At 44.4% G+C, this 25583-nt stretch carries 14 protein-coding genes and 1 tRNA gene; 7 read left to right on the forward strand and 8 right to left on the reverse strand.

Annotated features, from left to right (window positions below; genetic code table 11):
- The first annotated feature begins 136 nt into the window (after positions 1-136).
- Positions 137-1612, forward strand: a complete 1476-nt coding sequence (locus tag AC5590_RS15070) for a DUF8628 domain-containing protein (protein ID WP_169264422.1) — start codon at positions 137-139, stop codon at positions 1610-1612.
- 7 nt (positions 1613-1619) lie between these two features.
- On the opposite strand, the gene msrA is transcribed toward AC5590_RS15070, so the two are convergent.
- Positions 1620-2078 carry a peptide-methionine (S)-S-oxide reductase MsrA gene (gene msrA, locus AC5590_RS15075; RefSeq protein WP_169264423.1) on the reverse strand — a complete coding sequence of 153 codons (459 nt, stop codon included), beginning with the start codon at positions 2076-2078 and terminating at the stop codon, positions 1620-1622.
- Between the two features lie 184 nt (positions 2079-2262).
- Between msrA and AC5590_RS15080 the strand changes: the two genes are divergently transcribed.
- Entirely contained in the window at positions 2263-2730 is a 468-nt protein-coding gene (locus AC5590_RS15080) for a DUF29 domain-containing protein (RefSeq protein ID WP_169264424.1), read from the forward strand.
- Between the two features lie 225 nt (positions 2731-2955).
- Here AC5590_RS15080 and AC5590_RS15085 read toward each other — a convergent pair whose 3' ends face one another.
- A complete protein-coding gene (locus tag AC5590_RS15085; protein WP_169264425.1) occupies positions 2956-3948 on the reverse strand; it encodes a PRC-barrel domain-containing protein in 993 nt (330 codons plus the stop codon).
- Positions 3949-4006: 58 nt separating this feature from the next.
- Positions 4007-7687: a chromosome segregation protein SMC gene (gene smc, locus AC5590_RS15090; RefSeq protein WP_169264426.1), complete on the reverse strand. Its 3681-nt coding sequence runs from the start codon at positions 7685-7687 to the stop codon at positions 4007-4009.
- 493 nt (positions 7688-8180) lie between these two features.
- Between smc and AC5590_RS15095 the strand changes: the two genes are divergently transcribed.
- From AC5590_RS15095 to AC5590_RS15105, 3 genes are all read left to right on the forward strand, one after another.
- A complete protein-coding gene (locus tag AC5590_RS15095; RefSeq protein ID WP_248277198.1) occupies positions 8181-9017 on the forward strand; it encodes a DUF4394 domain-containing protein in 837 nt (278 codons plus the stop codon).
- Positions 9018-9685: 668 nt separating this feature from the next.
- Positions 9686-10504, forward strand: a complete 819-nt coding sequence (locus AC5590_RS15100; protein WP_169264427.1) for a carbon-nitrogen hydrolase family protein — start codon at positions 9686-9688, stop codon at positions 10502-10504.
- 408 nt (positions 10505-10912) lie between these two features.
- The gene (locus AC5590_RS15105) at positions 10913-12751 is read left to right on the forward strand and encodes a polysaccharide deacetylase family protein (protein WP_169264428.1); all 1839 of its coding nucleotides are present in this window, start codon (positions 10913-10915) and stop codon (positions 12749-12751) included.
- 312 nt (positions 12752-13063) lie between these two features.
- Here AC5590_RS15105 and fba read toward each other — a convergent pair whose 3' ends face one another.
- The 4 genes from fba to pdhA all read right to left on the reverse strand — a co-directional run bounded on the left by fba (position 13064) and on the right by pdhA (position 16588).
- Positions 13064-14143, reverse strand: a complete 1080-nt coding sequence (gene fba, locus AC5590_RS15110) for a class II fructose-bisphosphate aldolase (RefSeq protein WP_169264429.1) — start codon at positions 14141-14143, stop codon at positions 13064-13066.
- 331 nt (positions 14144-14474) lie between these two features.
- Positions 14475-14546 (reverse strand) — tRNA-Lys (locus AC5590_RS15115).
- Between the two features lie 63 nt (positions 14547-14609).
- A complete protein-coding gene (locus AC5590_RS15120) occupies positions 14610-15446 on the reverse strand; it encodes an aldose epimerase family protein (protein ID WP_169264430.1) in 837 nt (278 codons plus the stop codon).
- 104 nt (positions 15447-15550) lie between these two features.
- Positions 15551-16588: a pyruvate dehydrogenase (acetyl-transferring) E1 component subunit alpha gene (pdhA, locus tag AC5590_RS15125; RefSeq protein ID WP_169264431.1), complete on the reverse strand. Its 1038-nt coding sequence runs from the start codon at positions 16586-16588 to the stop codon at positions 15551-15553.
- Between the two features lie 725 nt (positions 16589-17313).
- Between pdhA and AC5590_RS15130 the strand changes: the two genes are divergently transcribed.
- Entirely contained in the window at positions 17314-19635 is a 2322-nt protein-coding gene (locus AC5590_RS15130) for an IMS domain-containing protein (RefSeq protein WP_169264432.1), read from the forward strand.
- A gap of 690 nt (positions 19636-20325) precedes the next feature.
- On the forward strand, positions 20326-21591 hold the full coding sequence (locus AC5590_RS15135; RefSeq protein ID WP_169264433.1) for a DUF4912 domain-containing protein: 1266 nt from the start codon (positions 20326-20328) through the stop codon (positions 21589-21591).
- A gap of 417 nt (positions 21592-22008) precedes the next feature.
- Here the strand turns inward: AC5590_RS15135 and infB are convergent, their stop codons facing one another.
- On the reverse strand, positions 22009-25287 hold the full coding sequence (infB, locus tag AC5590_RS15140; RefSeq protein ID WP_169264434.1) for a translation initiation factor IF-2: 3279 nt from the start codon (positions 25285-25287) through the stop codon (positions 22009-22011).
- Positions 25288-25583: the final 296 nt, after the last annotated feature.

The raw sequence follows: 25583 nt of genomic DNA on the forward strand, positions 1-25583 counted from the left end.
CAAGGGGAAATTGCGCTTGTATTGTTCGGTTATACTACTTTCATTAACAAACAAATACTTATAACCTCATAAATAATAGTAGTAGATCCCTGCCTAAGACACTGTCGGTCGGTCTTTATTCAGGGGGTAAAAACTTGTGTACAAATGGATCTTGCCAAGTCTAAGCGAAGTCTTAGCAAATAGTCAATCAACAGTGCCTGTGTGTTCATCAGCCAAAGCACAACAGCAGTGGCGCGTCAGCGTAGCAGCCATAGAACAACTCTTATTAAAAATTTTAGCAACCGCTTCACCTCAAGAAGCTGCACAAGGATTAGTTTTAGCCGCTCCAGCACCTGTTTTCAGCGATTCAAGACTGGCTGGAAACTTGCAAACTGTCAGTTTTACGGCAAAGCCATTTAACCCCTTGGCACTCATGCCATTTCAAATGCCTCCTGATGTGGTTGTAGCAGATGCATTTGCTCCTGGTGAGTCGGTTTTACCTGTATTATCAACAGATCCATTGGCAAGGGAGCAGTTTTGTTTGGTTTTCACCGAGCAATTCAGATTAGTGTTGGTTTTAGCACAAGACATCGATGGTAATAAGACTTTTTCATTTTCTTTTGAGCCAGAGGTGGTTGAGTTAGCATGGCGATCGCTGGGAGCAAGAGTTGTAGTCAGCAATCCGGATCTGTTTGCCGATTTACAACAGTTAGTACATAAATATTCGACCGTCGCTCCGGATTACCGCCTAGTGATGGAGTTTAGTCGTTTATTGTTAACACAATTTCCAGAACAAGAAGAAAACACAGAAATAGCAAAAAGCGCTGATGTCGGGACGTCGGTACGTTCAGAGTTTGCACAAAGCCTCCCAGCCTCGCCACATTTGTCTTTGGGTGCGTCATCACAAGCGCATACTCGTCCTGATGTAGAACTACTGCAGGCTTTTGCTCACGAAGTTCGCACTCCTTTGACAACGATTCGCACTATCACTCGTTTACTTCTCAAACAGCGTGAGTTACCTGCAAATGTGATCAAACGTTTGCAGCTTATTGATCATGAATGCACCGAGCAAATTGATCGTATGGAGTTGCTCTTTAGAGCTGCAGAACTACAAACATCTGCTACTGTAAAATCTACAAATACTCAACTCACTGCAATGTCTCTGGAGCAAGTGTTGCAGCAGAGTATTCCCCGTTGGGAACAAGCAGCCAATCGACGAAACTTAACTATAGATGTTATTTTACCTCAGCACTTACCAACTGTGGTAAGTAATCCTGCTATGTTAGATCGGGTTCTCACGGGTTTGATGGAGAATTTTACCCGTAGTTTACCGGCTGGTAGCCATATTCAAGTACAGGCTATTCCGGCTGGGGATCAACTTAAGTTACAATTATTACCCTTAACTCAGGCGGGAGAGAATGGAAAGGTGTCATGCTCTCCATGCACACCACCTATTCGTAAAGCCTTGGGTCAACTGCTAATGTTTCAACCAGAAACAGGTACGATAAGTTTGAATCTTAACGCAACCAAGCATTTATTTCAAGCGATTGGGGGTAAACTTATTGTTCGCGATCGCCCACGTCATGGAGAAGTCCTAACGATTTTTCTTCCTTTGGAAGTCACCAGTCAGTGAAGACTATCTAACGTTGTGCCTTCTTCTCAAAATACTGCTGATGCTCTTGTGTTGCTAAATAATACTCACCCGGAGGTACAATCTCGGTCACAATATTTTTATCAAATCTACCAGAATTCTGTTGCTTTGCCTTTGATCGCTTTGCGGCTTCTTCCTGTTGACTATTATGGAAAAAAATAACAGATCTGTACTGTTCCCCTCGATCTGGTCCTTGGCGATTTAGCGTGGTGGGGTCATGGATATCCCAGAATACCTCCAATAAGTCATCATAACTTACGTGTTGTGGGTCATACTCCACCTGTACTACCTCAGCATGACCCGTTATTCTTGATAACACATCCAGATAGGAAGGGTTAGGAAAATGCCCTCCCATGTATCCAACTGAGGTAGAAACAACTCCTTTCACCTTACGAAACGCCGCCTCTACGCCCCAAAAACAACCAGCCCCAAACGTTGCCAAATTCATTGCTGTTATGCGCTGCTCTTTATTTACTAGAGATCATAAAATATTGCTCAGCATATAAAGGCGATCGCTTTCATAAATTATGCCTGGGTAAGGAATTAAGATTGGTAAACTAGAGGGGTCAATAGTTTGTTTGGGTTAGAAATGGCTAGCTGGAACGTAGAATGATTGGGAGTCGATCGCAAGAATGTCTAACACGCTATATGATCGCGATTTGCAACAATGGATTGAACAAACCGTTGAACAATTGCGGAATCGTGAATTTGGCTCGCTGGATATTGAGCATTTGATTGAGGAACTAGTTGATTTGGGTAAGTCGGAAAAAAATACGCTAAGAAGTAATTTGACTATTTTATTAGCGCATTTACTCAAATTAAGGGTTCAGTATGATGTGCCTGATATGATGAAAGGAAGTTGGTATAGTTCGGTGCTTGAACATCGTCAGCGCGTTCTCAATAATTTAGCAGATACCCCTTCGCTTAAAAGCTATCTGGTAGAAGCTTTGGAAAAAGCTTATCCAGATGGTCGAAAGCTGGCAATTAAGGAGGATAAGTTGGCTAAATTTGGGGTTCGTGTACCGCAAGAGAGTGAATATTCGATGATTTGTCCTTTTTCGGTTAAGCAGATTTTAGATGAGGATTTTTACGGGGTTTAAAAACCTTATTGCATAATACTTTTGACTTCCAAGGCAGCTGTACTAGTCCCTTGGAATCTCACCCTGTCCTATCGGGCATCCCTCACGCCAGGTGCTACAACGGGGCGGCACGTTATGTTCCTCCGCTTCCCCCCAAAAGCTGCGAAGGAGAGCCAACGCACTGGCTCTCCTTATAAAGCAGAGGGAACATTTTAGCTTAATACCGTAGAGGAAGTGAAGTACAAATTAATATCCCTCTTCTTCGTATTCTGGCTGTCTCTCTTTGACTTTTTTGGGAATATTCACTGGCTTTGGTGGCTCATCATCCCAAGCATCACGAGCTAAATCCTCGTCGTATTCGTCATAATCCTCATCGTATGGCTTTTTGTTGTAAGAACCAGAGTCATACTTTGGTTGTGCTTGATACTTGTCTTTACCTGTTGCTTCACTCCAGTTGTCTTCTTCATCTTCTTGATCGTACTGCACTGGCTCATACTGCCGTGCTTTCATCACTTGACGCTGAGGACGTTCTTCTTCGTAGTAGTCCTCATCCCATTCTTGCGCTACAGGTTCGGGTGTACGAACGATTTTTGGCTTAGGTTGCTCTAATGGCACTCCGCTTGGCAGTTGCTTGTCTGGTGTGACTGTACGAGGAGTGTAGCTGGAGTATTCTTCGTCAGCATCGCGTTCCCACGGTGCTTTACCAATACCCAAGCGCTCTAGTAAACCAACAGTTAATTGATTCAGCCGCTCTTCAGCTCCTTCAAAAACAATCAATCTGTTCGGACCTGTGCTGACGATTTCGTCTACTGAGAACTCGTAGGTACTCAAGAATTGATCGGGAATTTGTGGTAATCCGAAAGAAGCAATGGCAATGGAGTAAAGCTTTCCTGTTTCGGTATTAAATTTGAAACCCCGCACTTTCCCTAGGACTTCACCAGTTTCTGTAATAACTTCCCAGTTTATCAGGTTGCTGTAAGCCTCAACCTCAACGTCATCAATGACATCCTCGTTATCCACAAGGATGACATCACCGATTTGGTTGATGCTGTTGAGATACATATAACGTGGCACCCCAGAAATAGAGATCAGGTTGTCTCGCATGCCAAGCGCCACAACCTCTCGCTGATCTACATCAACCCAAACTTGACTCACGATTCCTAATCGCTTGCCGTTGTCACGAGTGATTACCTGGGTGTTTAAAATATCGGAACGTCTAATACTTTGTTCAGAGGTCATCCTGTACCGAGTCCTGATCTCGAATCCGGTTTATCTATACACTATTATTAACAAAAACTCAAGCACTTGTTTTGTCAGATTGTAGCTTAATTCTCAAAACTTGGGTGTAAGCTCCTCTGGCTTGAGTCACGCCAATTGTGCGTTCGGCTGATTCTATCATCGGGCGACGCAAACTGACAACGATAAATTGCGCTTGTTGCGCCTGTTGCTTAATCATTTTAGCTAATCGTTCTACGTTTGCTCCATCTAAAAACATATCTACTTCGTCAAATGCATAAAATGGCGATGGACGGTAGCGTTGCAGAGCAAAAATAAAACTCAATGCAGTCAGAGATTTTTCTCCTCCTGACATAGAAGCAAGTCGCTGTACAGGTTTGCCTTTCGGGTGTGCAACCAAGTTTAATCCACTATTGAATGGATCTTCTGGATTGTCGAGTTGCAGGTATCCGTCGCCTTCGGAAAGCGTCGCAAAAATTGATTGAAAGTTTTCATTGACAGCATCGAAAGCTTCTTTAAATGCGCGTTGACGCAAAGTGGTAAAATTCTCAATTCTTAACAGTAATTCTGTACGCTCTCCTTCTAAGGTTTGCAATTTTTGAGTGAGTTCTTCAAGGCGTTTTTGCGTGCGCTCATATTGTTCTAACGCCAGCATATTCACAGGTTCCATTGCTTGTAGGCGTTTGGCAAGAGAGCGCAATTCTTTTTGCAATTCTTCTAAATTTACTTTATCTGGTACTTCCGGCAAAGGGCTGAGTAATTCCGCTGACATCGTTCGCAATTGGGTTTGCAATACAGCAAGTTCTTCTCGGCGCGTCTGCTGGGTTTCTTGCAATTTTTGCAGTTCCCATTCCAACTGTTGCTGACGCATTGTGTGCGATCGCAATTCTTGTTCTGTTGCGTCCCGTTTTTGCTTCTCCTCTCCCAAATTTTGTTCCATTTGACTCAAAGCTGCGCGAGTCTCAGAAATCGCAGTGCTGAGTGTTGAGTGGTGAGATTGAAGTGCTGTACGTTGATTTTGCTGATTTATCTGCTCTTGATGGTATTCTTCAATACGCTGTTCCCCAACAGTAATTTTTTCTTGCAATCGCTGCTGGTGATTTTCCAAATCTTTGAGTTTTTGTTCTGCTTCCCTTAAGGCTGCTTCGCGTTGTTGCAATTGTTGCTCTTGATTTTTTATTCTTGCCCGGATATGTTGCCACTCCTGGGGAGTTTGGGACTGTTCCAACTCAGTCAAAGCGTGTCGCAGTTGTTGCAATTGCTGCTCTTGGGAAGGTAATTCCCGAACAAAAATTTCTAAACGGGATTGGACGGTAATTAATTTTTCTGTATTTTGCGAAAGCTGCGATCGCGTTGTTTCCAATTGCGTCGTCAAACTTTTTACTTCTTTGCGTAACTGTTCCAAGCGCAGTTGTTGTTCTCGCCGCGCTTGTCGTGCTTCCGTCACCTGTTGTGTGACTTGCTTTGTTTGAGAAGAAAGAGAATGAATTGCTGAACTACAACGTTCTAAAATTCGCTCAATATCAGTTAACCGACTTTTTAAAGAAGAAACTTCCTCAGATTCTGCAGCTTCTGTCGTACCAAACCGTAACGATGAACGCTGGTTCGTACTACCACCAGTCATTGCACCACTGGTTTCCAACAATTCCCCATCTAAAGTGACAATGCGATAAAGTTTCATATGCTGACGTGCGTCAGCGAGATTTGCAAAAACAACTGTGTTACCAAAAACGTAGTTGAACACATCTTTATAGCGGTGATCGCAATTCACTAAGTTCACAGCATAATCCACAAACCCATTCGCATATCGCAGCGTAAAATCTTGGGTAAATTTGGAAGCCTGAATTTTATTCAGCGGTAAGAAAGTCGCTCGCCCACCACGTTTCTGTTTGAGTAGTTCAATTCCTGCGGCTGCTATGCTGTCATCTTCGACGACAATATGTCCCAAACGCGCCCCTGCAGAAGTTTCCAAAGCCAATTGATAGCGGGGTTCCACACGTCCTAGCTGTACAACTAATCCACAAACTCCCGGCATACCCGATTGGAGGATAATTTTGCTGGCTTGGGTTCCTTGAACTTCTTGCTGTGCTGCTTGTTGCGCCTCTAGTTTATCCAATTGGCGTTGTTTTTCTCGTTGTTCCTGCAACAAGCGCTTTTGGGTTTCTTGCTGGATTTGTAGTTCTTGTTCTGTAGCTGATAGCGTTTCGGCTAAATTTTGAATCGGTTCGCCAGAAGTGTTAAATTCTGTTTCAACTTGTGTACACTCAGCTTGTTTTTCTGCTAACTGAGGTTCTAAAGTTTGAACGAGTTGAGTTTGTTCTTGAATTTGCTGCTGGAGTTGGTTATTACGTTCTGTGAGTTGTGCTTGTTCTGTACGTTGAGGTTCAACAGTTTGCAACAAAGTTTCAATTTGGCGGTTCAGGGCTGTTTGTTGTTGTACCCACGCTTCTGAGGCGGAAGCAATTTCTGCTGCTGCTTCACGGGAGTTTTCTAATTCTTGTCGTATGTCATCGCGTTGCTGTTGTAGAGACGTTGCATGCAACGTCTCTACATCCCGTTGTTCTGCCAATTTTTCTATGGTTTGCTGATGCTGTTGAATTTCCTCTTGAGTTTGTTGTAGGCGCTTGAGGGTTTCTTGTGCGGCTGTTTCTAATTCTTTTTGTTGACGCTGAAGCTGTTTACGTTCTGCTTCTTGGGTAGCGAGGGTAGATTGTACCGCCAAAAGTTCTTCTTCTCCCAAGGCTTTGACATGGGCGTTGAGTTGTTCAAGTTCGGCGGTTTTTTGGATAATTTCTGAATTGAGGGTGGTGAGTTGAGTTGTGAGTTCACCGGAGGTGCGATCGCCAATTTGAATTTGCGTCGCTAACTTTTCTTGCTGTGCTTGCAGGGAACGCCAAGATAAAACCGCTTCCCATTGTTGTTTATCTTGAAACTCAGCGCGGAGTTTTTGGTATTTTTCGGCTTTGGCGCGATCTTGGGAGAGGCGATCGCGTTGTCCAGTTAACTCTGTCTCAACAATACGACAGCTGTCTTCCTTCTCCTTAACTTCATCTAAAGTTTCTTTTGCCTGATGGATTTTGCGATCAAACGCCGCCACCCCTGCCAATTCATCAATAATTTCGCGTCTTTCGCGGGGGTTCATCGAGATAATACTGGTGACATCTCCTTGCAGAACAACGTTATACCCTTCCGGATAAACACGTAATTCTTCTAGTTCTTCGTGTAATTCTGTGAGAGTGCAGGGGATGCCGTTAATGTAGTAGTTCGATGTATAAGTTGCTTGCGGAGTCACTCGCAGCCTTCTGGTGACACTCCACTCGCTACCTGGTTTGGCACGGATTTTTTCTTTGCGATTTCTATCATCCTCGCTTTCTTGTTTTTCTTCCTGCGCTTCCTGTGATTTCTCTACTTCCTCACCTTCAACGATAGAGACGACAGGGGAGATTTCCTCAAATTCATCATCCAGTTCATGGTCTGATAAATCAAACGTCACTGTCACGGAAGCTTCCACAGCGGAACGAGATTTCGTGGTTTGAGTCGTGTTGACTAAATCAGGAAGGCGATCAGCACGCATTCCTTTGGAACTGGCTAGTCCCAGGCAAAACAGCAGCGAGTCTAGAATATTCGATTTCCCAGAACCATTCGGTCCAGAAATGACAGTAAACTCCCGCAGTAAGGGGACAGACGTTGTACCACCGAAGGATTTGAAGTTCGTGAGTTGTACGCGCTTTATATGAACCATCGCGCTGTTTTACCGGGCTTGTGCAGTTCAAGTGTATCAACAAAGCTGTCAACAGGTTAGCGTGAAAGTTATCAACCGCCAAGAGTTAACTTATTCTCCGGCTGTAAAAACTAATCGGAAGACGACGCACTCACGTTCGGGATGCTCCTTTTTTACAAAAAGCTGGGGGTAAATCGAAGTCATTAGTCATTAGCCATTCACATACACCCGAAGTCAATCCGATTGAAAGGTTGTGGAAATAAATCAAAAATGCTTGAAGTTGGGAATTTTTCAGACCGATCTTGCTACTATCTACCGCGCTTTGGGATTTTCTCCCAAGTTCAAATCTATCGGGAAGCGATCACGTATTCGTAAAGGCTTATTTTTTTATACATATACTTCTAAAGTATATTTATCAGTAAATTACAAGTATTATTCTTTATAGAAAAAGGAAGTTATTTACTGGATCAAAGTCATAATCTTGTCATTTAAGTGTAAAAGAAAACTTTTTCATTTGCGCAACATTACTGTTGTCGTTGCTGTACTAACCGCTTGTCTGGGTTTGAGTGTTAACAAAATTTCGGCTGACGTTGGCAGGACTAAAAATACTGATCACCCCTCAATGAATATCACAGGCAAAGGATCTGGCTTAAGATTCATTGGCTTAACCTCCAACAATACTCTTGTGAATATAGGTTCGAGGGGAGCTGGTAGAAGAATCGAAGTTCAGGGAATTGACGGCAACTTACAAGGTATTGACTTCCGTCCAGCAAACGGTCTGCTCTACGGTGTCACAGACACTGACAACATATACACCATTAACCCCGAAAACGGTCAGGCTACGTTTGTCAGTAAACTATCTAGCAGCTTCAATGGAGGATTTCAGTCAGGGTTTGACTTTAATCCCGTACCAGACCGTTTAAGAGCAGTAGGTAGCAATGACCAAAATTTCCGTACCAATGATAACGGTCAAGTTAATGTCGATAAACCCCTTGCTTATGCTGTAGACGATGTCAACACCGGAATTGACCCCAACATTACTGCGATAGCTTACACAAAATCGGTTGCTGGAGCAACGACAACTCAACTTTTTGGTATTGACTACAACCTTGACGTCTTAGTACTGCAAAACCCACCCAATGATGGTACTCTCAGGACGGTAGGCAATCTCGGCGTCAACTTTGCACCTATAGGCGGGTTCGACATCTTTACAGATGGACAAGGCAACGATACTGCCTATGCACTTTCTGGTTCAGTTCTTTACACCATCGACCTATCCACCGGTGCAGCAACTAAAATCGCTGACATACCTAAAGGTAACTTCATCGGTTTAGCCGTTAGCTCGCGATAGTCACTCTTATACCATTTCACGCTTGGGCCTGATACAAATGATTGGTTTCTAATTCTTTGCCACTGCTCGGGTGCTCGGGTGCCCCCTGCTCCCCATTTATATCAGGATTTTTGTGAATTGGTATAAGATAAACCTTGGGAAAAAACTAGTTAATTTTGGCTCGACTCAGTTTCTTCCAGTCGGTCTACTTATCTAGATTTGATGCAACAATTGATTGATAGGTATGATCTGCGCTTGCAAACTCATGCAATCGCAATTGCTTTTTTTTCACCTCTTTGCGCAAGGAGGCTCGCGCCATAATCTTTGATTTGGCGTCGAGACGGCAGGCGCTTCAAGCCGGGAAACCCGTCCAACGCGCTGCCTCAGGAATTGCGAGTTAAAAACTTAACGCTTCCCGACTAATGTTGTTCGTATATCGGGGCGTGAGAGACGATTTCAAGCGTGGGTAAAACACAATATATCAAAAACAATCATTCAGCAAGCCAAAAGTGAACAAGGACCCTTCGGGTATCTCCTGCGGAGACGCTGCGCGAACGCTCTTAGCGTGCGCTTGCGCTTACGCAGTCGCCTAGGTCGGGAGACCCTCCTACAGCGCTGGCTCACTGATAACTGATAACTGTTTTAACCGTTTCCAACCTCGCACAACTTTATTATTCGTTGTTGAATGTATGAAGTCTTATTTAGCCGCCGCGATTCAAATGACAAGTGTGTCCAATTTACAAAAAAACTTGACACAGGCAGAGGAATTGATTGATTTAGCCGTGCGTCAAGGTGCTGAATTAATTGGTTTGCCAGAAAACTTTGCCTTTATGGGTGAGGAAAATGAAAAAATGGCTCAAGCTGGTGCGATCGCCCAAGAAACAGAAAAGTTTCTCAAAACAATGGCGCAGCGTTTTCAAATCACTATCTTGGGCGGCGGCTTTCCAGTTCCTGTAGATGACACCAGCACTAGAGTCTACAACACTGCCTTGCTTCTTGAGCCTAATGGTCAAGAAGTTGCACGTTACCAAAAGGTACACCTGTTTGATGTGAACGTCCCAGATGGCAACACTTATCGAGAATCCACAACAGTTATGGCAGGTAAGGAATTACCTGCTGTCCATTTCTCGCAAGAACTTGGTAATATAGCACTCTCGGTTTGCTATGATGTTCGCTTTCCCGAACTTTACCGATACATGGCTCACAAAGGTGCAGATGTCATCTTTGTGCCTGCTGCATTTACTGCCTTTACTGGCAAAGATCATTGGCAAGTCCTTTTGCAAGCACGTGCTATTGAAAATACTTCCTATGTGATAGCTCCAGCACAAACTGGCATCAACTACGCTCGTCGTCAGACACACGGACACGCCATGATTATAGATCCTTGGGGAGTGATTTTAGCGGATGCAGGTGAGCAGCCAGGAGTTGCGATCGCCGAAATCAACCCAGCCAGACTAGAACAAGTTCGTCGGCAAATGCCCAGCTTACAACACCGTGTCTTTGTGTAATTTCACTTTTGGCTTCACTAAAATTTTTCCCTCTCCTTTATAAGGAGAGGGATGCCCCACAGGGCAGGGTGAGGTATCGAGTTTTGAGTCATTCGATGATTTGTGTGTGAAAGTGCCTTTATATGGGGGAAGGTGCCGTTTGCCGTTCGGCGATCGCCGTGGCCGTACCCACTGGGCATAGGCGCATAGGGATAAACCAGGAACTTCACTGGCATCAAAATCAGTCTAATCAACAGAAAAGTTTCGATCTTGACTGAGCTTAAAGCTTAATCAGTCCTTATATTTTTATTAATATTTCTTTATATTTTTATCTCTTATCTTTATAACGAATAGGGAATAAAGTGTAAGCGTTACTCGAACCGACGCCAACGCAGCCCTTACAGAACCCAGGTATTCTAAAAATTAAGTATGAAGCTCATTCCTAATAATCCTATTCTGAATTACATATTTTTTAATTCCCGTTCCCGAAGTATATTTCATACCCTTATTTGTGGATTACTTGCAGTCTCAATCTTCTTACCACAACTGGCTGTTGCTCGTCGTCGTCATTTTTCAAAACCTGCTGAGCCTAATAATACTCCCACAACAGAAGCTTGTAGTAACAATAATAACAATGATATTAGTTTAAATAGTCAAGTTTCTCGTGTAGCGAGCAATTTTGTTTTGGCATCTAGTTGGATGACCAAGCCTAATTGGGGATTAGACAATATTGTAGAAACTGTTGGTCCTTATGTTTATGCTTTCCTCAATCGGACTTCCTGGCCCAACATTAACGAAGTGGCAAAACAGGCAAGAGTGCCCATTCTCATGTATCATGACATTTTGCCAGAAAAACAAGTCTTTTTTGATGTCACCCCAGAAGAATTAGAACAACATTTCCAAACCCTCAAAGAGAATGGCATCACTCCCATTAGTCTTGACCAGCTGATGACTCATTTGCAAACAGGAATGCCACTCCCAGAAAAACCTGTTGTCTTGACATTTGATGATGGTTACGGGGGACATTATCAGTATGTTTATCCATTGCTGAAAAAATACGGTTATCCTGCTGTATTTTCTATTTACACCAAAGGTGTTGGCAACAATGTTGGTCGAACTCATGTCAGTTGGGAACAACTCAAGGAGATGGTGGCTAATCCCTTGGTGACAATTGCATCTCATAGCGTCACTCACCCAGCTGATTTAACAGTTTTGCCACCAGAACAAATTCAAAAAGAAGTTGTTGAGTCTAAGGCAACTTTAGAGGCAAACTTAGGAATTCCTATTCGCTACTTCACCTATCCTGCGGGAAAATATAACGAGCAAGTTGCAGGTTTGGTACAAGCAGCAGGATATGACCTAGCACTGACGATGAATGATGTGGATGAACGGTTTGCTGGTGCATCAGACAGTTTATTGGCAGTTTCCCGCTTTGGTCAATCTAGGCTACAAGACGTGATCAAGCAAGCTTGGGGAGGTGCCAAATTACCAAGCTGGAAAACAGGCTTTGACTTTGCAAGCCCAGTTCAAAAAACTGACATGACGATTGATAAAATTCCTCTGATTCTAGTTTCGGGTGGTAAACCGATCACTATCCACGCTGATAGTCGTTATACGGTCAAGGAAATTTTAGCTAGAAGTAATACAAATGCTGTTGCTGCTGTAGACGGAGGTTTCTTCTCGCTGAAACTCTTAAATTCTAATGTGATGATTGGACCAGTATACAGCCAGGTGACAAAACAATTCATTCCTGGTAGCACTTGGGACATCCAGAAAATTGCTGCACGTCCTCTGGTATTGATTAGTCCTCATGAAGTGCGCTTCATTCCCTTCGATCCACTCAAGCACAACACTTTAGAAGGAATACAAGCTGAAATGCCTGAAGTGACTGATGCTTTTGTGGCGGCGGCTTGGTTAGTCAAAGATGGTCAATCTCGTGAACCAAGCAGCTTTAACGGGTTGTATGGTTTCGATGTAGCACGTTATCGGGCTTTTTGGGGCATTAACAAGAAGAAACAAGCCACCGTAGGCGTTTCTCTAGAATCTGTTGACTCTATATCTTTGGGAAAGGCGCTGGTTAAGGCTGGGTTACAAGATGTTGTGATGGTTGATTCCGGTCAAAGTACTTCTTTAGTTTATCAAGGAGAATCTCTTGTACGTTACCAACCTCGTCCTGTCCCTCATGCAGTTGCACTTTTAGGATCTCCAGCCACGAACACCCCACCCTGTGTTTTGGTGCAAAATAAAACAAAACAGCGAAAAACTTAAATTCTTGACGCACCCAGTTTCTGAACCTTGTACTCTTGCGCTTATAGAATGCATTTTTTTACTTTGAAGAAAACCGTCAAATCCTTTGCCTCATTCTCTGACTCCCTTCGCCCTTCACTCTGTATAGTGCAATTTGTAAGCCTAACAGCTTATTTTATGTACTGATATTTGTCTTCCTATTGCCTGTTCCCTGTTCCCTCAAAATAAAAACCGGGGAACCAAAACATTACCCGGCAAAGTCTCAGCAGCTTATAAATCCTCTGTAATATAGGGACACAGCATTGCTGTATCCCTATTTATTTGTTCTCAAACTTAGACAGCTGCAGCTTTCTTAATCACAGCGTTGAGTTCGCCCTTAGCATACCTAGCGGCAAAGTCTTCGAGTGAAATCTGCTTGATCTTGCTACCATTACCAGCAGTACCAAATTGCTGATAGCGATCAACACAAACCTTCTGCATGTATTTAATAGAAGGCTTGAGGAAGTGACGGGGGTCAAATTCTTTGGGATTTGCAGCCAAAGCTTCACGCACAGCGGCGGTAATAGCCAAACGGTTGTCGGTGTCAATATTTACCTTACGCACACCGCACTTGATACCTTTTTGGATTTCTTCCACAGGTACACCGTAGGTTTCAGGAATAGCACCGCCATACTGGTTAATCAGGGCGAGTAAATCTTCGGGTACAGAGGAGGAACCGTGCATCACCAAGTGAGTGTTAGGCAAACGGCGGTGAATTTCTTCAATGCGGCTGATTGCCAAGATTTCCCCAGTTGGCTTGCGGGTAAACTTGTAAGCACCGTGGCTGGTACCGATCGCAACTGCCAAAGCGTCTACTTGGGTTTGTTCCACAAAGTCCACTGCTTGATCTGGGTCAGTCAGCAGTTGGTCGTGGGAAAGAACGCCTTCCGCACCGTGACCATCTTCTGCTTCACCCATACCAGTTTCCAGAGAACCCAAGCAACCTAGTTCGCCTTCAACGCTGACACCCAGTGAATGAGCTACTTTCACAACTTCGCGGGTTGTGTCAACGTTGTACTCGTAGCTAGCGGGAGTCTTAGCATCAGCTTCCAGCGAACCATCCATCATCACGCTGGTAAAGCCGTTTTTAATTGCTGAATAGCAGGTAGCAGGTTCATTACCATGATCTTGGTGCATGGTAATGGGAATATTGGGGTAGGTTTCTACCGCTGCCAAAATTAGGTGACGCAGGAAGTTTTCACCAGCATACTTACGAGCGCCACGAGAAGCTTGTAAAATCACGGGGCTATCTGTTTCCTGGGCAGCCTGAACAATAGCTTGAATCTGCTCCAAGTTATTAACGTTGAAAGCAGGGATGCCGTAACCGTTTTCTGCTGCGTGATCCAACAGCAGCCGCAAAGGTACGAGCGCCATAAGTAGTCCTCCTAATATGGTTGTCGGCTAGTCGATGTGAGACAAGCGTAATGGGTACGCTATTCTTAATATTATTTTAAGCTTATAGGAAATTATAACTACTCTTGTGTCCTTTATGTCGAAAAACTTTAAGCAAAGTAAGGTGGACACTACCAACCTTACTCTATCATTCCAATCTGTGAGTTTTGTACGTTGAGTTACGAAGCAAAATATAGCCGCGAGTCTCAGTTACAGTTGGGGTTGAAATCCCCAACTCTAGCTACCTTTCATTTGGAATTTTGTTCGCCTTTGGCGTGCCCTTGAGCCATATTTTGAACTTTGAATTGTAAAATGGGTCGCCCGGGATTCGAACCCGGAACTAATCGGTTAAAAGCCGAGTACTCTACCGTTGAGTTAGCGACCCGTTCTTTGAATTTGCAAAACCTAATCAATCATAGCATAACTTCAGAAAGATTTGTAAAGGGGTTTAGAAAAAATTTGCCATCAAGCGTATAGTTGCTGCATGGGTAGCTTCTGGTTCTAACACACTCAGGTGTTCACCTGTGTTGATAGCATTACGAGCAGCGCTCCAGGGTTCCAAGCAGTAATAGTCTTTGCCTTTAACCGTCCAAAAGACGAGGGTAGAATATGTATCGTCATATTCCAGCGTTAATTTCAACTTGCGGGCATAATCTGTAACTGTAGCTGATTTAGCGCTTAGTTGCTTAAAAGCGACATCAATTTCATCGCGGTTATAGTCAAAATCACCGTTAAATGAGTGAGTTTCCTTGGTGATTTGGTCTTGGTACTCTTGCGAGGGTATTTCAACCTTGAGTTGATTTTTATCCACTGTTAAAAAGTAAGGATGAAAGCCTGTAGAAAAAGGCATTGGTTCAGTGGAAAGATTAGTGTACTTTTGTCTGATTTCTAATGTATTGCCCTGTATTTGATAAGTAAAAGCGACTTGAAAGTCAAAAGGATAAACTGCGCGTGTTTGCTCGTTACTGTTTAAGACCAAAGTCAAGCTGGCTGTTTCTGAAGTTACGTAATCATCTGTAAATTTCCAAGGCAAATCACGGGCAAAGCCGTGTTGTTTGAGAGTGTACTGCTTGTTGTTAAGAGTGTAAGTGTTATTAGGTAAGTTGCCGCAGATAGGAAACAAAATTGGAATTCCACCTCTAACACTCAACTCAGGATTAGCAAAACGTTCCTGATCCAGATAAAGAATTTCTTGACCTTGTACGCGCCAGCTTGTGATAATGCCACCTCTTTCTGGTACAACCTCAAGCTGGGACTGATTTGTTTGAATGTGGAGTTTACTCATTGTATTGGTATGATTGGAGTCCGTTTGCAAACAGGTTTTTAGTCCGGAGTATTCAAGTGGTGAGTCTTTTCTTTCCACTTCAATATTCCGGACTGGTGCAGTTTTTATTCGTCTTCCGCAAACACAAAGCGATACAACTCGCTGGCGTTGGGTTCGGGGCTACTTTCAGCGAATTTCACTGCTTCGTCGATTTCTTGCTGGATTTCTCGATCTATTGACTTAAGTTCTTCACTAGAAGCCAAGTTTTGCTCAATCAGATAAGCAGCAAATTTCTTAATTGGATCACGAGCAAACCAAAACTCTTTCTCAGGCTTGGTTCGTAGTTCATCTGGATCAGCCAGAGAGTGACCTCGGAAACGGTAAGTTAGTGCTTCAATTAAGGTAGGACCTTCCCCAGCACGCGCACGGGCTACGGCTTCCTGGGCGACTGCTCGCACCGCCAAGATATCCATACCGTCTACTTCCACACCTGCCATGTTAAAAACACTGGCTTTTCGATAAATCTCTGGTTGGGAAGTCGCCCGTTCGTGAGCCATGCCGATCGCCCACTTGTTATTTTCTACAACAAAGATAATCGGTAGTTTCCACAGCGCTGCCATATTCAACGTCTCGAAAAACTGACCGTTATTTGCAGCACCATCACCAAAAAAACAAGCGCTCACTTGGTCAGCGTTTTGATCGCCTAACGCTTCGCGGCGGTATTTCGTTTGAAATGCTGCACCAGCAGCAACGGGGATACCCTCAGCCACAAAAGCATAACCACCTAGCATCCGATGTTCGCTAGAGAACATATGCATTGAGCCACCACGCCCTTTGCTGCACCCTGTGGCTTTACCAAATAACTCTGCCATCACCTCTTTTGCAGGAACTCCTGCGCTCAGAGCATGAACGTGGTCGCGGTAAGTGCTGGACACGAAATCTTCACCTGGTCGCATCGCTCCCTTAATCACACCGCTAGATACGGCTTCCTGACCGTTGTATAAATGGACAAAACCAAACATTTTGCCCCTGTAGTACATTTCGGCACACTTGTCTTCAAAGGTGCGCCCTAGTACCATGTCCTCGTACAACAGCAATCCTTCTTCTTTGGTTATTTGTACGGTAGCCGCATCAAATTTGGGTAATGTGCGTTCTTGAACCATCTGTTTCTAAGTATTCCTGTTGTAAAACTTAAAGTTACGATTTGAGATCAGTTGCGCTCATGCAGCTTAAATAAAAAGATAGCGTTTAAAGGAGTCAATAATCAAATTCACCTCAACTGCTGTCGTTGATTTTGTTCGACAGCAATTGGTAGTATGCCAACCTTGGTTTATAGATTAGCTACCAAAATAACAAGCTTTCTGCATATTTATTAACAATTTCGGCTCTTATTCCCGAAATTAAGTATTTTTATGTAGATTATTGTACTCAAAGAAGAATTTGTGATAAGCTGTAGGTCGCTGTATACTAGCAAACCTTAAAAGTGGCGCTTTTCTCATCATGTGGTGGGAATGGATCCTCTAAAATCAATTGCAGGGAACATCATGCCATATATCCCATAAACAGAAGGAAAAAATATTCCTGCAAAGAGACGATCATGTATGCTGTTATCCAAAATACTATAGTCAATTGTTTGTTTGTCAAAAAGGTTGGAATTTAGAAAAGCTTAAGAAGAATAGAAATATTCTTAAAAAATTGGATACTTATCAAAATCGACAAAAGACTAATACCATAACAAGATTATACCATAATAATGTGAAAACACGCTCCAAGTTGTAACAAAACATACTTGTAGTCTGAAATTAATAAGTTATTGTTATGGCAGTTTTTTACAAGCCTGGAATGCTTTAGGAAAATTATGTTGATCGTGCTGCAGGGGAAATGAGCCGTGCGAATTCCGCTAGATTACTACAGAATTTTAGGGACACCAATGGCGGCAAGTGAGGAACAGTTGCGGCAGGCATATGGCGATCGCGTTGTGCAATTGCCACGCCGTGAGTATTCCCAAGCAGCAATTACATCTCGAAAAAACTTAATAGAAAAAGCTTACATTGTTCTGTCTAATCCAAAACAGCGTAAAACATACGACCAGCTTTATCTTGCTCATGCTTATGGTTCTGATAGCACTGAAGGTGGGGGAGTCGCTGTTGAAAGTCGTAACCAAGGTCATATTGGTGAGCTTGATTCTCAAGCCCTTAGTATCGATATTTCCCAAGATGAATTCGTTGGTGCTTTATTGATTTTGCAGGAACTTGGGGAATATGAACTTGTTCTAAAACTGGGTCGTCCACACCTAGTAAATAGAAATGGTATAAGCAGTATTCAAAGCGATAGAGACAATATAGAGGAAGTTCCTTTTTCTAGTGAACGTCCAGATGTTGTACTTACGGTTTCTCTGGCTTGTTTAGAACTTGGTCGAGAGGCATGGCAGCAAGCTCACTACGAAAATGCCGCGATTTCCTTAGAAACTGGAGAGGAATTTCTTGCACATGAAGGGTTATTCCCCAGCGTTCGCTCTGAAATTCAGTTTGACTTGTATAGATTGCGACCCTATCGTATTTTGGAATTACTGGCCCTACCTGAAGAACAGACTACCGAACGAAAACAAGGGTTGCAATTATTGCATGAGATTTTAGATGAGCGTGGTGGCATAGATGGTACAGGAAACGACAAATCTGGTCTGAGTACAGATGATTTTCTGAGATTTATTCAGCAACTGCGTAACTACCTGACAGTTACTGAGCAGCACCAACTGTTTGAAGTAGAAAGCAAGCGCCCCTCAGCAGTCGCCACCTATTTAGCAGTCTATGCTTTGATCGCACGCGGGTTCGCTCAACGTCAACCCGCATTAATTCGTCAAGCCAAGCAAATGTTGCTCCGTCTGGGTAGACGTCAAGATGTCCATCTAGAACAGTCGCTGTGTGCGCTTCTGCTGGGGCAAACAGAAGAAGCAAGTCGTGCATTAGAACTCTCACAGGAGTACGAGGCTCTAGCTTTTATTCGCGAAAGTTCTCAAGACTCTCCAGACCTCTTACCAGGACTGTGTTTATACGAGGAACGCTGGTTGGAAAATGAAGTGTTTCCAAACTTTCGAGATTTGGTAGACAAGCCCGCTTCCTTGAAAGATTATTTTGCTAATCAACAAGTGCAAGCTTATTTAGAAGCTTTGTCCACAGAAGTAGAACCCACAGATTCAGCAACTGGAATCAACAGACAGTCTTTCCAAACACACCAAATCACTCGTGAGAGTCGCCGCAATAATTCCCCAAATAATTCCAAAGTGGTTGAGGGGAAATTTGCAACTCAAAATACTCTCAATTCAGAAACACCAGCTACATCAACCTTTTCCTCTTCCTCACCCAGTTATACAACATCGTCTTCTTCATCAAGTACTTGGAGTTCACAATCCGAAATACCTGTAGCACCTGTAGCACCTGTAGCACCTGTTAACAGCATAGACGCCACTCCCAGAGGAACTTACCACAACTCGAATCGGCGATCCAAACATCCCACCGCACCCCCTCAAGGACAAACCCAAAGAAAGCGCAAACGCACTGTATCTGCTGCTTCTACTTATCCTCAGCGAATTTTTGCCCGTATTTCTCCAGCACAAATGCGGTTGGTGCGGATTGTGTTTGTTTCGTCCGTGAGTCTATTGGTGCTGTGGTTTTTGATCACAGGAACTTTCGGATTGTTGAAAAATTTGTTTTTCCCTGGACCTTCGTTGAAAGGAGAACAGGTATCAGTTGAGCTAAATCAGCCCCTAGTCTCAATTCCTGACCAAAACAGTAAACCACAATTACCACTAGGAAAACTCACTGAAGCGACAGCAGAGGAAATGATTCAGGCTTGGCTAGACACTAAAGCCGCAGCTTTTGGACCTAACCACGAGATTGATGGTTTGAAGTATATTTTAATGGGTTCAACCTTGACAAAATGGCAGCGATGGGCGCAACAGGAAAAAACTGATAACCAGTATCGAAAATACGAACATAGCGTGAAGGTTGAATCTTTAGAGGCAAATACATCTGATCAGTATCACGCTGCGATAGAAGCTTCAGTGAGTGAAGCTACACAGTATTATACGAATGGTCAGATGAAAAAATCTGGGAAAGAAAAATTACGAGTTAGATATCAACTGGTTCGCGTAGAGGGTTCATGGCGCATCCAGGATATGTCAGTTCTCAACAAAATAGGTATGATTTTTTAGATCGTAATTTTTACCGGTTCTGGATAGCACTAGAGATTTTTGGTTGTCAGGAATAAGCTTTTGTTATCCTTTTACGAAAGTCTTCATACATTTCACTCAACAACTCCTCCCGATAATTCCTTTGTGGATTTTAGTCTTTGCTGAAAGGTTGATCCCAACCCTTCGGCATAGAAAGCAGCGTGTCCAGAGGACATAAGACATAGGACATACCCAGAGGTCTCTCCCGTTAGGCACCGCAGTTTTTCAGTACGAGTGATGAAGCAAATCTAACTTAGTACAGAGTCAAAGATTATGTCATCAAATTTTGACATAATCACGATTAATCAGATGTATAACCTGCTTTTAACAAGCTAAAATGTCATAGAATGATAACTTTATGATCCCCAAAGGCTGATAAATACGTGAAAAGCTGAAAAATGTGTCTGTAACCCCCTTGATCCCAACGCAGGATTATTAGTTAATATTTATTAACAAAGACTCCTCTGCTCCCCAAAAGAAAATGCTGCCACATTGGCATCACAGGGAATCGAGAGGGAGTGATTTGCAATTAAAAAACACATTAAAAAACACAAAACTCGGCAGAACCAGGAGTCAGGAATAAGAAGTTTTTCTGGAGGTCTACGGCTATTTATCAGCCATTTAATAACCAGGGGACATCATGAACCTTTCAAACTACTGGAGGCCAAACTTATGGCAAAAGAACGCCCACCTTTAGAAGAGATGACATTGCGGCAACTACGTAAAGTAGCTAGTGAATATAGCATCTCTCGTTACAGTAGAATGCGTAAATCGCAACTATTGGAATCTGTTCAACAAGCTCAACGCAGCAAAGTTTCTCTCACCCAATCTCGTTCAATGGAGGCACAGGAAACCGTGGAAGCAGCAAAATTTGAGTTGGGTCAAATTGATCGTACTGGCGGTACTCTCGCTGATGTTGATGAAGGACTAGCGGATCTGCCTCAAGGCTATGGAGAAAGCCGTATTGTTCTTATGCCTCGCGACCCTCAGTGGGCTTATACCTACTGGGATGTTTCTAAGGAGCATAAAGAAGAACTACGCCGTCTTGGGGGACAACAGCTGGCACTGCGTATTTATGATGTCACCGACATCAATTTAGAGTACCAAAGCCCCCACAGCATTCAAGAATACCCCTGTGATGAACTTGCACGGGAATGGTATTTGCCAGTTCCAGTGAGCGATCGCGATTATGTCATCGACATTGGTTACCGTTGTGCTGATGGTCGCTGGTTAGTATTAGCTCGTTCTGCACCCGTCCACGTTCCTCCTGTCTATCCTTCCGACTGGATTGAAGATGTCTTCATCACCGTGAATTTTGATGAAGATTTGCGTGAGAAAACTGTTTATGAACTGGTTCCTCCCGCCAAGAAAGTGGCTCCTACTGCTACTGCTACTCCTATTCCTGGTGCTGCTGCCAACGGTAATGCCATCTACGACCAAATCTTTGGTTTGGCAGAATCTGCCGAAGTCATGCGCGTTGCAGGTTCTGTGTTCGGTTCCATGCACCAGGTTCCTGGTTTCGTCACTCCAGAACAAGCCATCAGCTCTTACGTCTTCCCCTCTGGTGTAGGTATGTGGGCAGTTCCAACTACCTCTGGTTTGAACATGTCTGGCGTAGGTATGTCTGGCGCTGGCTTCTCTGGTAACGTGCCAATGCGTCCGCGTAAGTTCTGGTTAATTGCTGATGCTGAGTTGATTGTTTATGGTGCAACAGAACCTGATGCGACTGTCACAATTGGCGGTCGTCCAATTAAACTCAATCCAGACGGTACCTTCCGTTTCCAAATGTCCTTCCAGGATGGTTTGATTGACTATCCAATTATGGCTGTTGCTGCTGATGGTGAACAAACACGGTCAATTCAGATGAAGTTTAATCGTGAGACACCATCTCGGAATACCAATACCAAGGAAGAAGCTGTTTTAGAATGGTTCTCTTAATCTAAAATTTTGAATTTTTGATTTTGGATTAAGCTGATAAACCTCCGTCACAAGATAGCTGTGGCGGAGGTTTTGTTTGTTGGAAAAATTTTGCTTTTGATAAACTTATCCAGACTGTTATATCAAGCCTGTAAGTGGCGAGCGCGAGTTAATAGTTCCAAAAAATACAGACAAATATTTCATGCCTAGATTTTCTGTTTGTAAGGTTTGACCCTTACTTGCTGAACGAGAACATTTCTAAATTTCTCTAGATTTTATTGAGCGGTGAGTCCTGCGCTGCGGGAGGGTATCCCTCGTGCCGGCTCTGGCGAACCCGGAGGGTACAGATCTATAGAAGGGAGACAGAGTGCAGGGAAATAAAACTTTTCGCTTCACCTGTCACCTGTCACCTGTCACCTGTCACCTGTCAACTACTCCTTATCTAGTAGATGAGAGAGTGCGGCGCTTGGTCACCATCTGGAATGCTTCGATGATGTCACCTTCTGCCCAGTCATTGTATTTGTCAATGCCGACACCGCATTCGTAACCTGCGTTAACTTCGCGGGCGTCTTCTTTCATTCGCTTGAGCGAGTCAAGAGGAGCTTCATTATTGATCACCTTACCGTTACGACGCACGCGCACTTTGCAGTTACGCATGAGTTTGCCAGACTGGACGTAACAACCTGCAACGGAACCACGACCAACGGGGAAGACAGCACGCACTTCGGCTTGACCCAAGTGTTCTTCCACCAACTCTGGCTCCAGTAGACCTTCCAAGGCTCCTTGGATGTCTTCTATGAGTTTGTAGATGATGTTGTATTCCCGTACATCTACACCAGCTTCATCAGCAGCTTGTCTTGCGCCACTGGCGTAAGTAGTGTTGAACCCAACGATAACTGCTCCACTGGCTGCGGCTAAGTCGATATCTGTCTGGGTAATTTCACCAGCAGCTGACAACAACAAGCGGATTTGTACCTCGTTTTGCGGAATTTGCCTGAGCGATCCCACAATAGCTTCCACTGAACCTTGGACATCTCCTTTCAATATCAGGTTGAGTTCTTTCAACTCGCCTTCCTGAGCCTGAGCCGAGATACTGGTCAGGGTAACACGTCCCTGCATCAGACGCGATTGACGGAGTTTTTCAGCGCGTCCGGCTGCAATTGAGCGTGCTTGTTTTTCGTTGCTAAAGACATCAAACTCGTCGCCTGCTGCTGGTACATCACTTAAACCCAGGACTTCAACGGCGAAGGAAGGAGTCGCTGCTTCGACTCTTCTACCTCTGTCATCCACCATTGCTCGGACTTTACCGAAGGCTGAGCCAGCTACTAACAAATCGCCTATGTGCAGACTACCGTTTTGAATCAGCAAGGTTGCAACTGGTCCCTTTGCTTTGTCCAAGTGAGCTTCAATAACGGTTCCTTTCGCAAGTCGATCTGGGTTAGCAGAAAGTTCTTCTATTTCTGCTACCAAGAGAATCATCTCTAGGAGTGTATCCAGATTTTCGCCCTTTATCGCGCTGACAGGAACCATAATCGTGTCACCGCCCCACTCTTCTGGCACCAAAGCATATTCTGTTAATTCTTGCTTAACACGATCAGGTTGTGCTTCTGGTTTATCGACTTTGTTGATGGCTACTATCATCGGAACTTCAGCGGCTTTAGCATGGCTAATCGCTTCAACGGTCTGAGGACGAACGCCATCATCTGCAGCGACCACCAAAATAGCGATGTCGGTCACTCGCGCTCCCCGCGCGCGCATAGCTGTAAAGGCTTCGTGACCGGGGGTATCAAGGAATACCACTTGCTGCTCTTTACCATCATGTTCTACATCTACGTGGTAAGCACCGATATGCTGCGTAATGCCTCCTGCTTCGCCAGATGCCACTTTTGTTTTGCGGATCGAGTCAAGCAGGGTAGTTTTACCGTGGTCTACGTGACCCATAATTGTCACAACTGGCGGACGCCGATGCAGGTTTTCCAGATCTGCCGCGTCTATCATTTCCGTGACTTTGCGGGCTTCTGCTTCTGGTTCGACGGTTTCAACTGGTATTTCCAACTCGTTGGCTACCAGTGTAATTGTGGGAATATCCAAATTTTGGGTGATACTCACCGCCATGCCTTTCATGAACAGAATTTTCACAATTTCTGTATCAGCCACTACCAAAGCCTCAGACAGTTCTTGCACTGTCATCGGACCTGTGACTTCCAGTATTTCTGGACGATCCGGCTTTTGTTCGGTTTCTTGGCGACGGTTTTGGTCACGAGAGGAAGCAGGTTTTTTCCCTTTCGCAACTGGCGCAACAGCCGTGGGTACTGCTGTTTGTGTCGGCTTGGAAGCCTTAGGTTTCGGTGGACGGGCAATAGAGAGACTGACTTGGATAGTGGCAGGTATTTCCAGTCCCTCTTCATCTAAGAGATCTTCGTCTTCAAACTCATCAACTATTGGCTTGACACGTTTGCCTTTAACAGCTCCCTTTCCGGGCTTAGCAGACTCTTTGATTTCCTCTATCTCTTCTTCCTGCCACTTTTTACCGCCTTTGACTTGACGTGGCGGGGTTGGGCGCTTTAGTTCGATGACCTCTTCAGTCGTTGTTGGTGCATCATCCTCATCTTCTTGCCCAACCTGCGGTTTTGTCAGTGAGACTCGCATTGGTTTTGGAGGCGTAGCGACTGGTAGCGCACCTCCTGGTTGTTCAGCAGGACGTACTATTGGTCTGCTGGGTCGTTGCGACTCTCCGACTTGTACAGGTGCAGAAGGCCTATTTCCTCTTTGCTCAGGTTTTACTGGTGAGGGGGTAGTAGAACGCACAGGTTTTTCAGTTTTTTGCGGCAAAGCAGCCTGTGCTGTTTCCCCTGTTGCCGTTTTATTGACTCTTTGCTGCTTGAGTTGGTCGCGTTCGCCCGCAAAGGTTGGGCTGCCTTCGGGAGCATCGCGTTTTTGAGGTGGGCGCTGTGTGCCATCGCCTGCAAGAGGTCGGCTACCAACGGATGCATCGCGTTTTTGGTCGCGATCGCGTTTGAGAATTATAATCGGTTTCTCGCTCACACTCGGTTCGGCAGCGTCTGTTGGAGAGCTTGGTTGCTCCCCAGCTGGTCTGGTGGGCGGGGCTGCCAGTTGTGGTTTTGGCTGTCTTTCCGGTTTTGATCTTGGTGCAGATGCTTTTTCCGGTTTTTGGGCTGCTACTTTTTCAACCGGCTGGTTTGTATTGGGTACTATGCTTTTATCCGCGTCTGTCACTGCTGGTTGTTCAGGTGTGGTCTCAGACTGATTCCGGGGTACAGATCGAATTGGTGCCGTCGGCTTCATGGGTGAGACAGGGGGAGCGATGGACTTAGGGGGTGAAGGAGGATTGACTTCAGAAGCAACTATATTGGTAGCAACCGACGCCTCTGGGGCGTTAGAGATGGGGTTTTTCAAAACTGTAGGTTTGCGAATCTCCAAAATTTGTTGTTTATTAGGTGCAGCAGGTCGGTTACGTCCACCATCTTGTGGTGAATTTGGTCTATGGCTGTTAATGCCATTTCCTATTCTCGGCGTCACACTTGTCTGAGCTACTTTTTCTGCTTGAACCCGAATGCGTTGGGCTTCGGATTCTGTAATTGTGCTGCTATGGCTTTTGACCGCAATATTGAGCTGGTCGCAAATTGCTAATAGCTCTTTGTTATCCAAATTCAATTCCTTTGATAATTCGTAAATTCTAACTTTGCCGTTGTTCATCCACTCTTCCCCTTTAATTTACAGTTTTAGCGGATGGTTGCCTGGTTGGCGACATCTCCACCCTTCGATTACTGTGTTAGGTTGCCACTGCTAATGAATGCCGGTGCCTCCATTCAGGAAAGAGAGATGTTTCGGTTTATTGCTGGCATCCCCACTAGGATTGATGGTTGACGCCGAACTGCGCTTGGGCGCTACCAGGTTGCCATTCTGTACTGTTTTGTTTTGTTGATTCTGAGTCTTCCACGACACATCGAGTAAAACTTATTAGGAGTCTTGCTTCGCCCCTTTGGATAACC

This window comes from Brasilonema octagenarum UFV-OR1 (genome assembly GCF_963888615.1).
GTDB lineage: Bacteria > Cyanobacteriota > Cyanobacteriia > Cyanobacteriales > Nostocaceae > Brasilonema > Brasilonema sennae.

Excerpts from the sequence above, each read along its gene's own strand:
- msrA (WP_169264423.1), bottom strand. The coding sequence starts at position 2,078 with ATGAATTTGGCAACGTTTGGGGCTGGTTGTTTTTGGGGCGTAGAGGCG.
- AC5590_RS15120 (WP_169264430.1), bottom strand. The coding sequence starts at position 15,446 with ATGAGTAAACTCCACATTCAAACAAATCAGTCCCAGCTTGAGGTTGTA.
- AC5590_RS15080 (WP_169264424.1), top strand. The coding sequence starts at position 2,263 with ATGTCTAACACGCTATATGATCGCGATTTGCAACAATGGATTGAACAA.
- fba (WP_169264429.1), bottom strand. The coding sequence starts at position 14,143 with ATGGCGCTCGTACCTTTGCGGCTGCTGTTGGATCACGCAGCAGAAAAC.
- smc (WP_169264426.1), bottom strand. The coding sequence starts at position 7,687 with ATGGTTCATATAAAGCGCGTACAACTCACGAACTTCAAATCCTTCGGT.
- infB (WP_169264434.1), bottom strand. The coding sequence starts at position 25,287 with ATGAACAACGGCAAAGTTAGAATTTACGAATTATCAAAGGAATTGAAT.
- AC5590_RS15105 (WP_169264428.1), top strand. The coding sequence starts at position 10,913 with ATGAAGCTCATTCCTAATAATCCTATTCTGAATTACATATTTTTTAAT.
- AC5590_RS15085 (WP_169264425.1), bottom strand. The coding sequence starts at position 3,948 with ATGACCTCTGAACAAAGTATTAGACGTTCCGATATTTTAAACACCCAG.
- pdhA (WP_169264431.1), bottom strand. The coding sequence starts at position 16,588 with ATGGTTCAAGAACGCACATTACCCAAATTTGATGCGGCTACCGTACAA.
- AC5590_RS15135 (WP_169264433.1), top strand. The coding sequence starts at position 20,326 with ATGGCAAAAGAACGCCCACCTTTAGAAGAGATGACATTGCGGCAACTA.
- AC5590_RS15100 (WP_169264427.1), top strand. The coding sequence starts at position 9,686 with ATGAAGTCTTATTTAGCCGCCGCGATTCAAATGACAAGTGTGTCCAAT.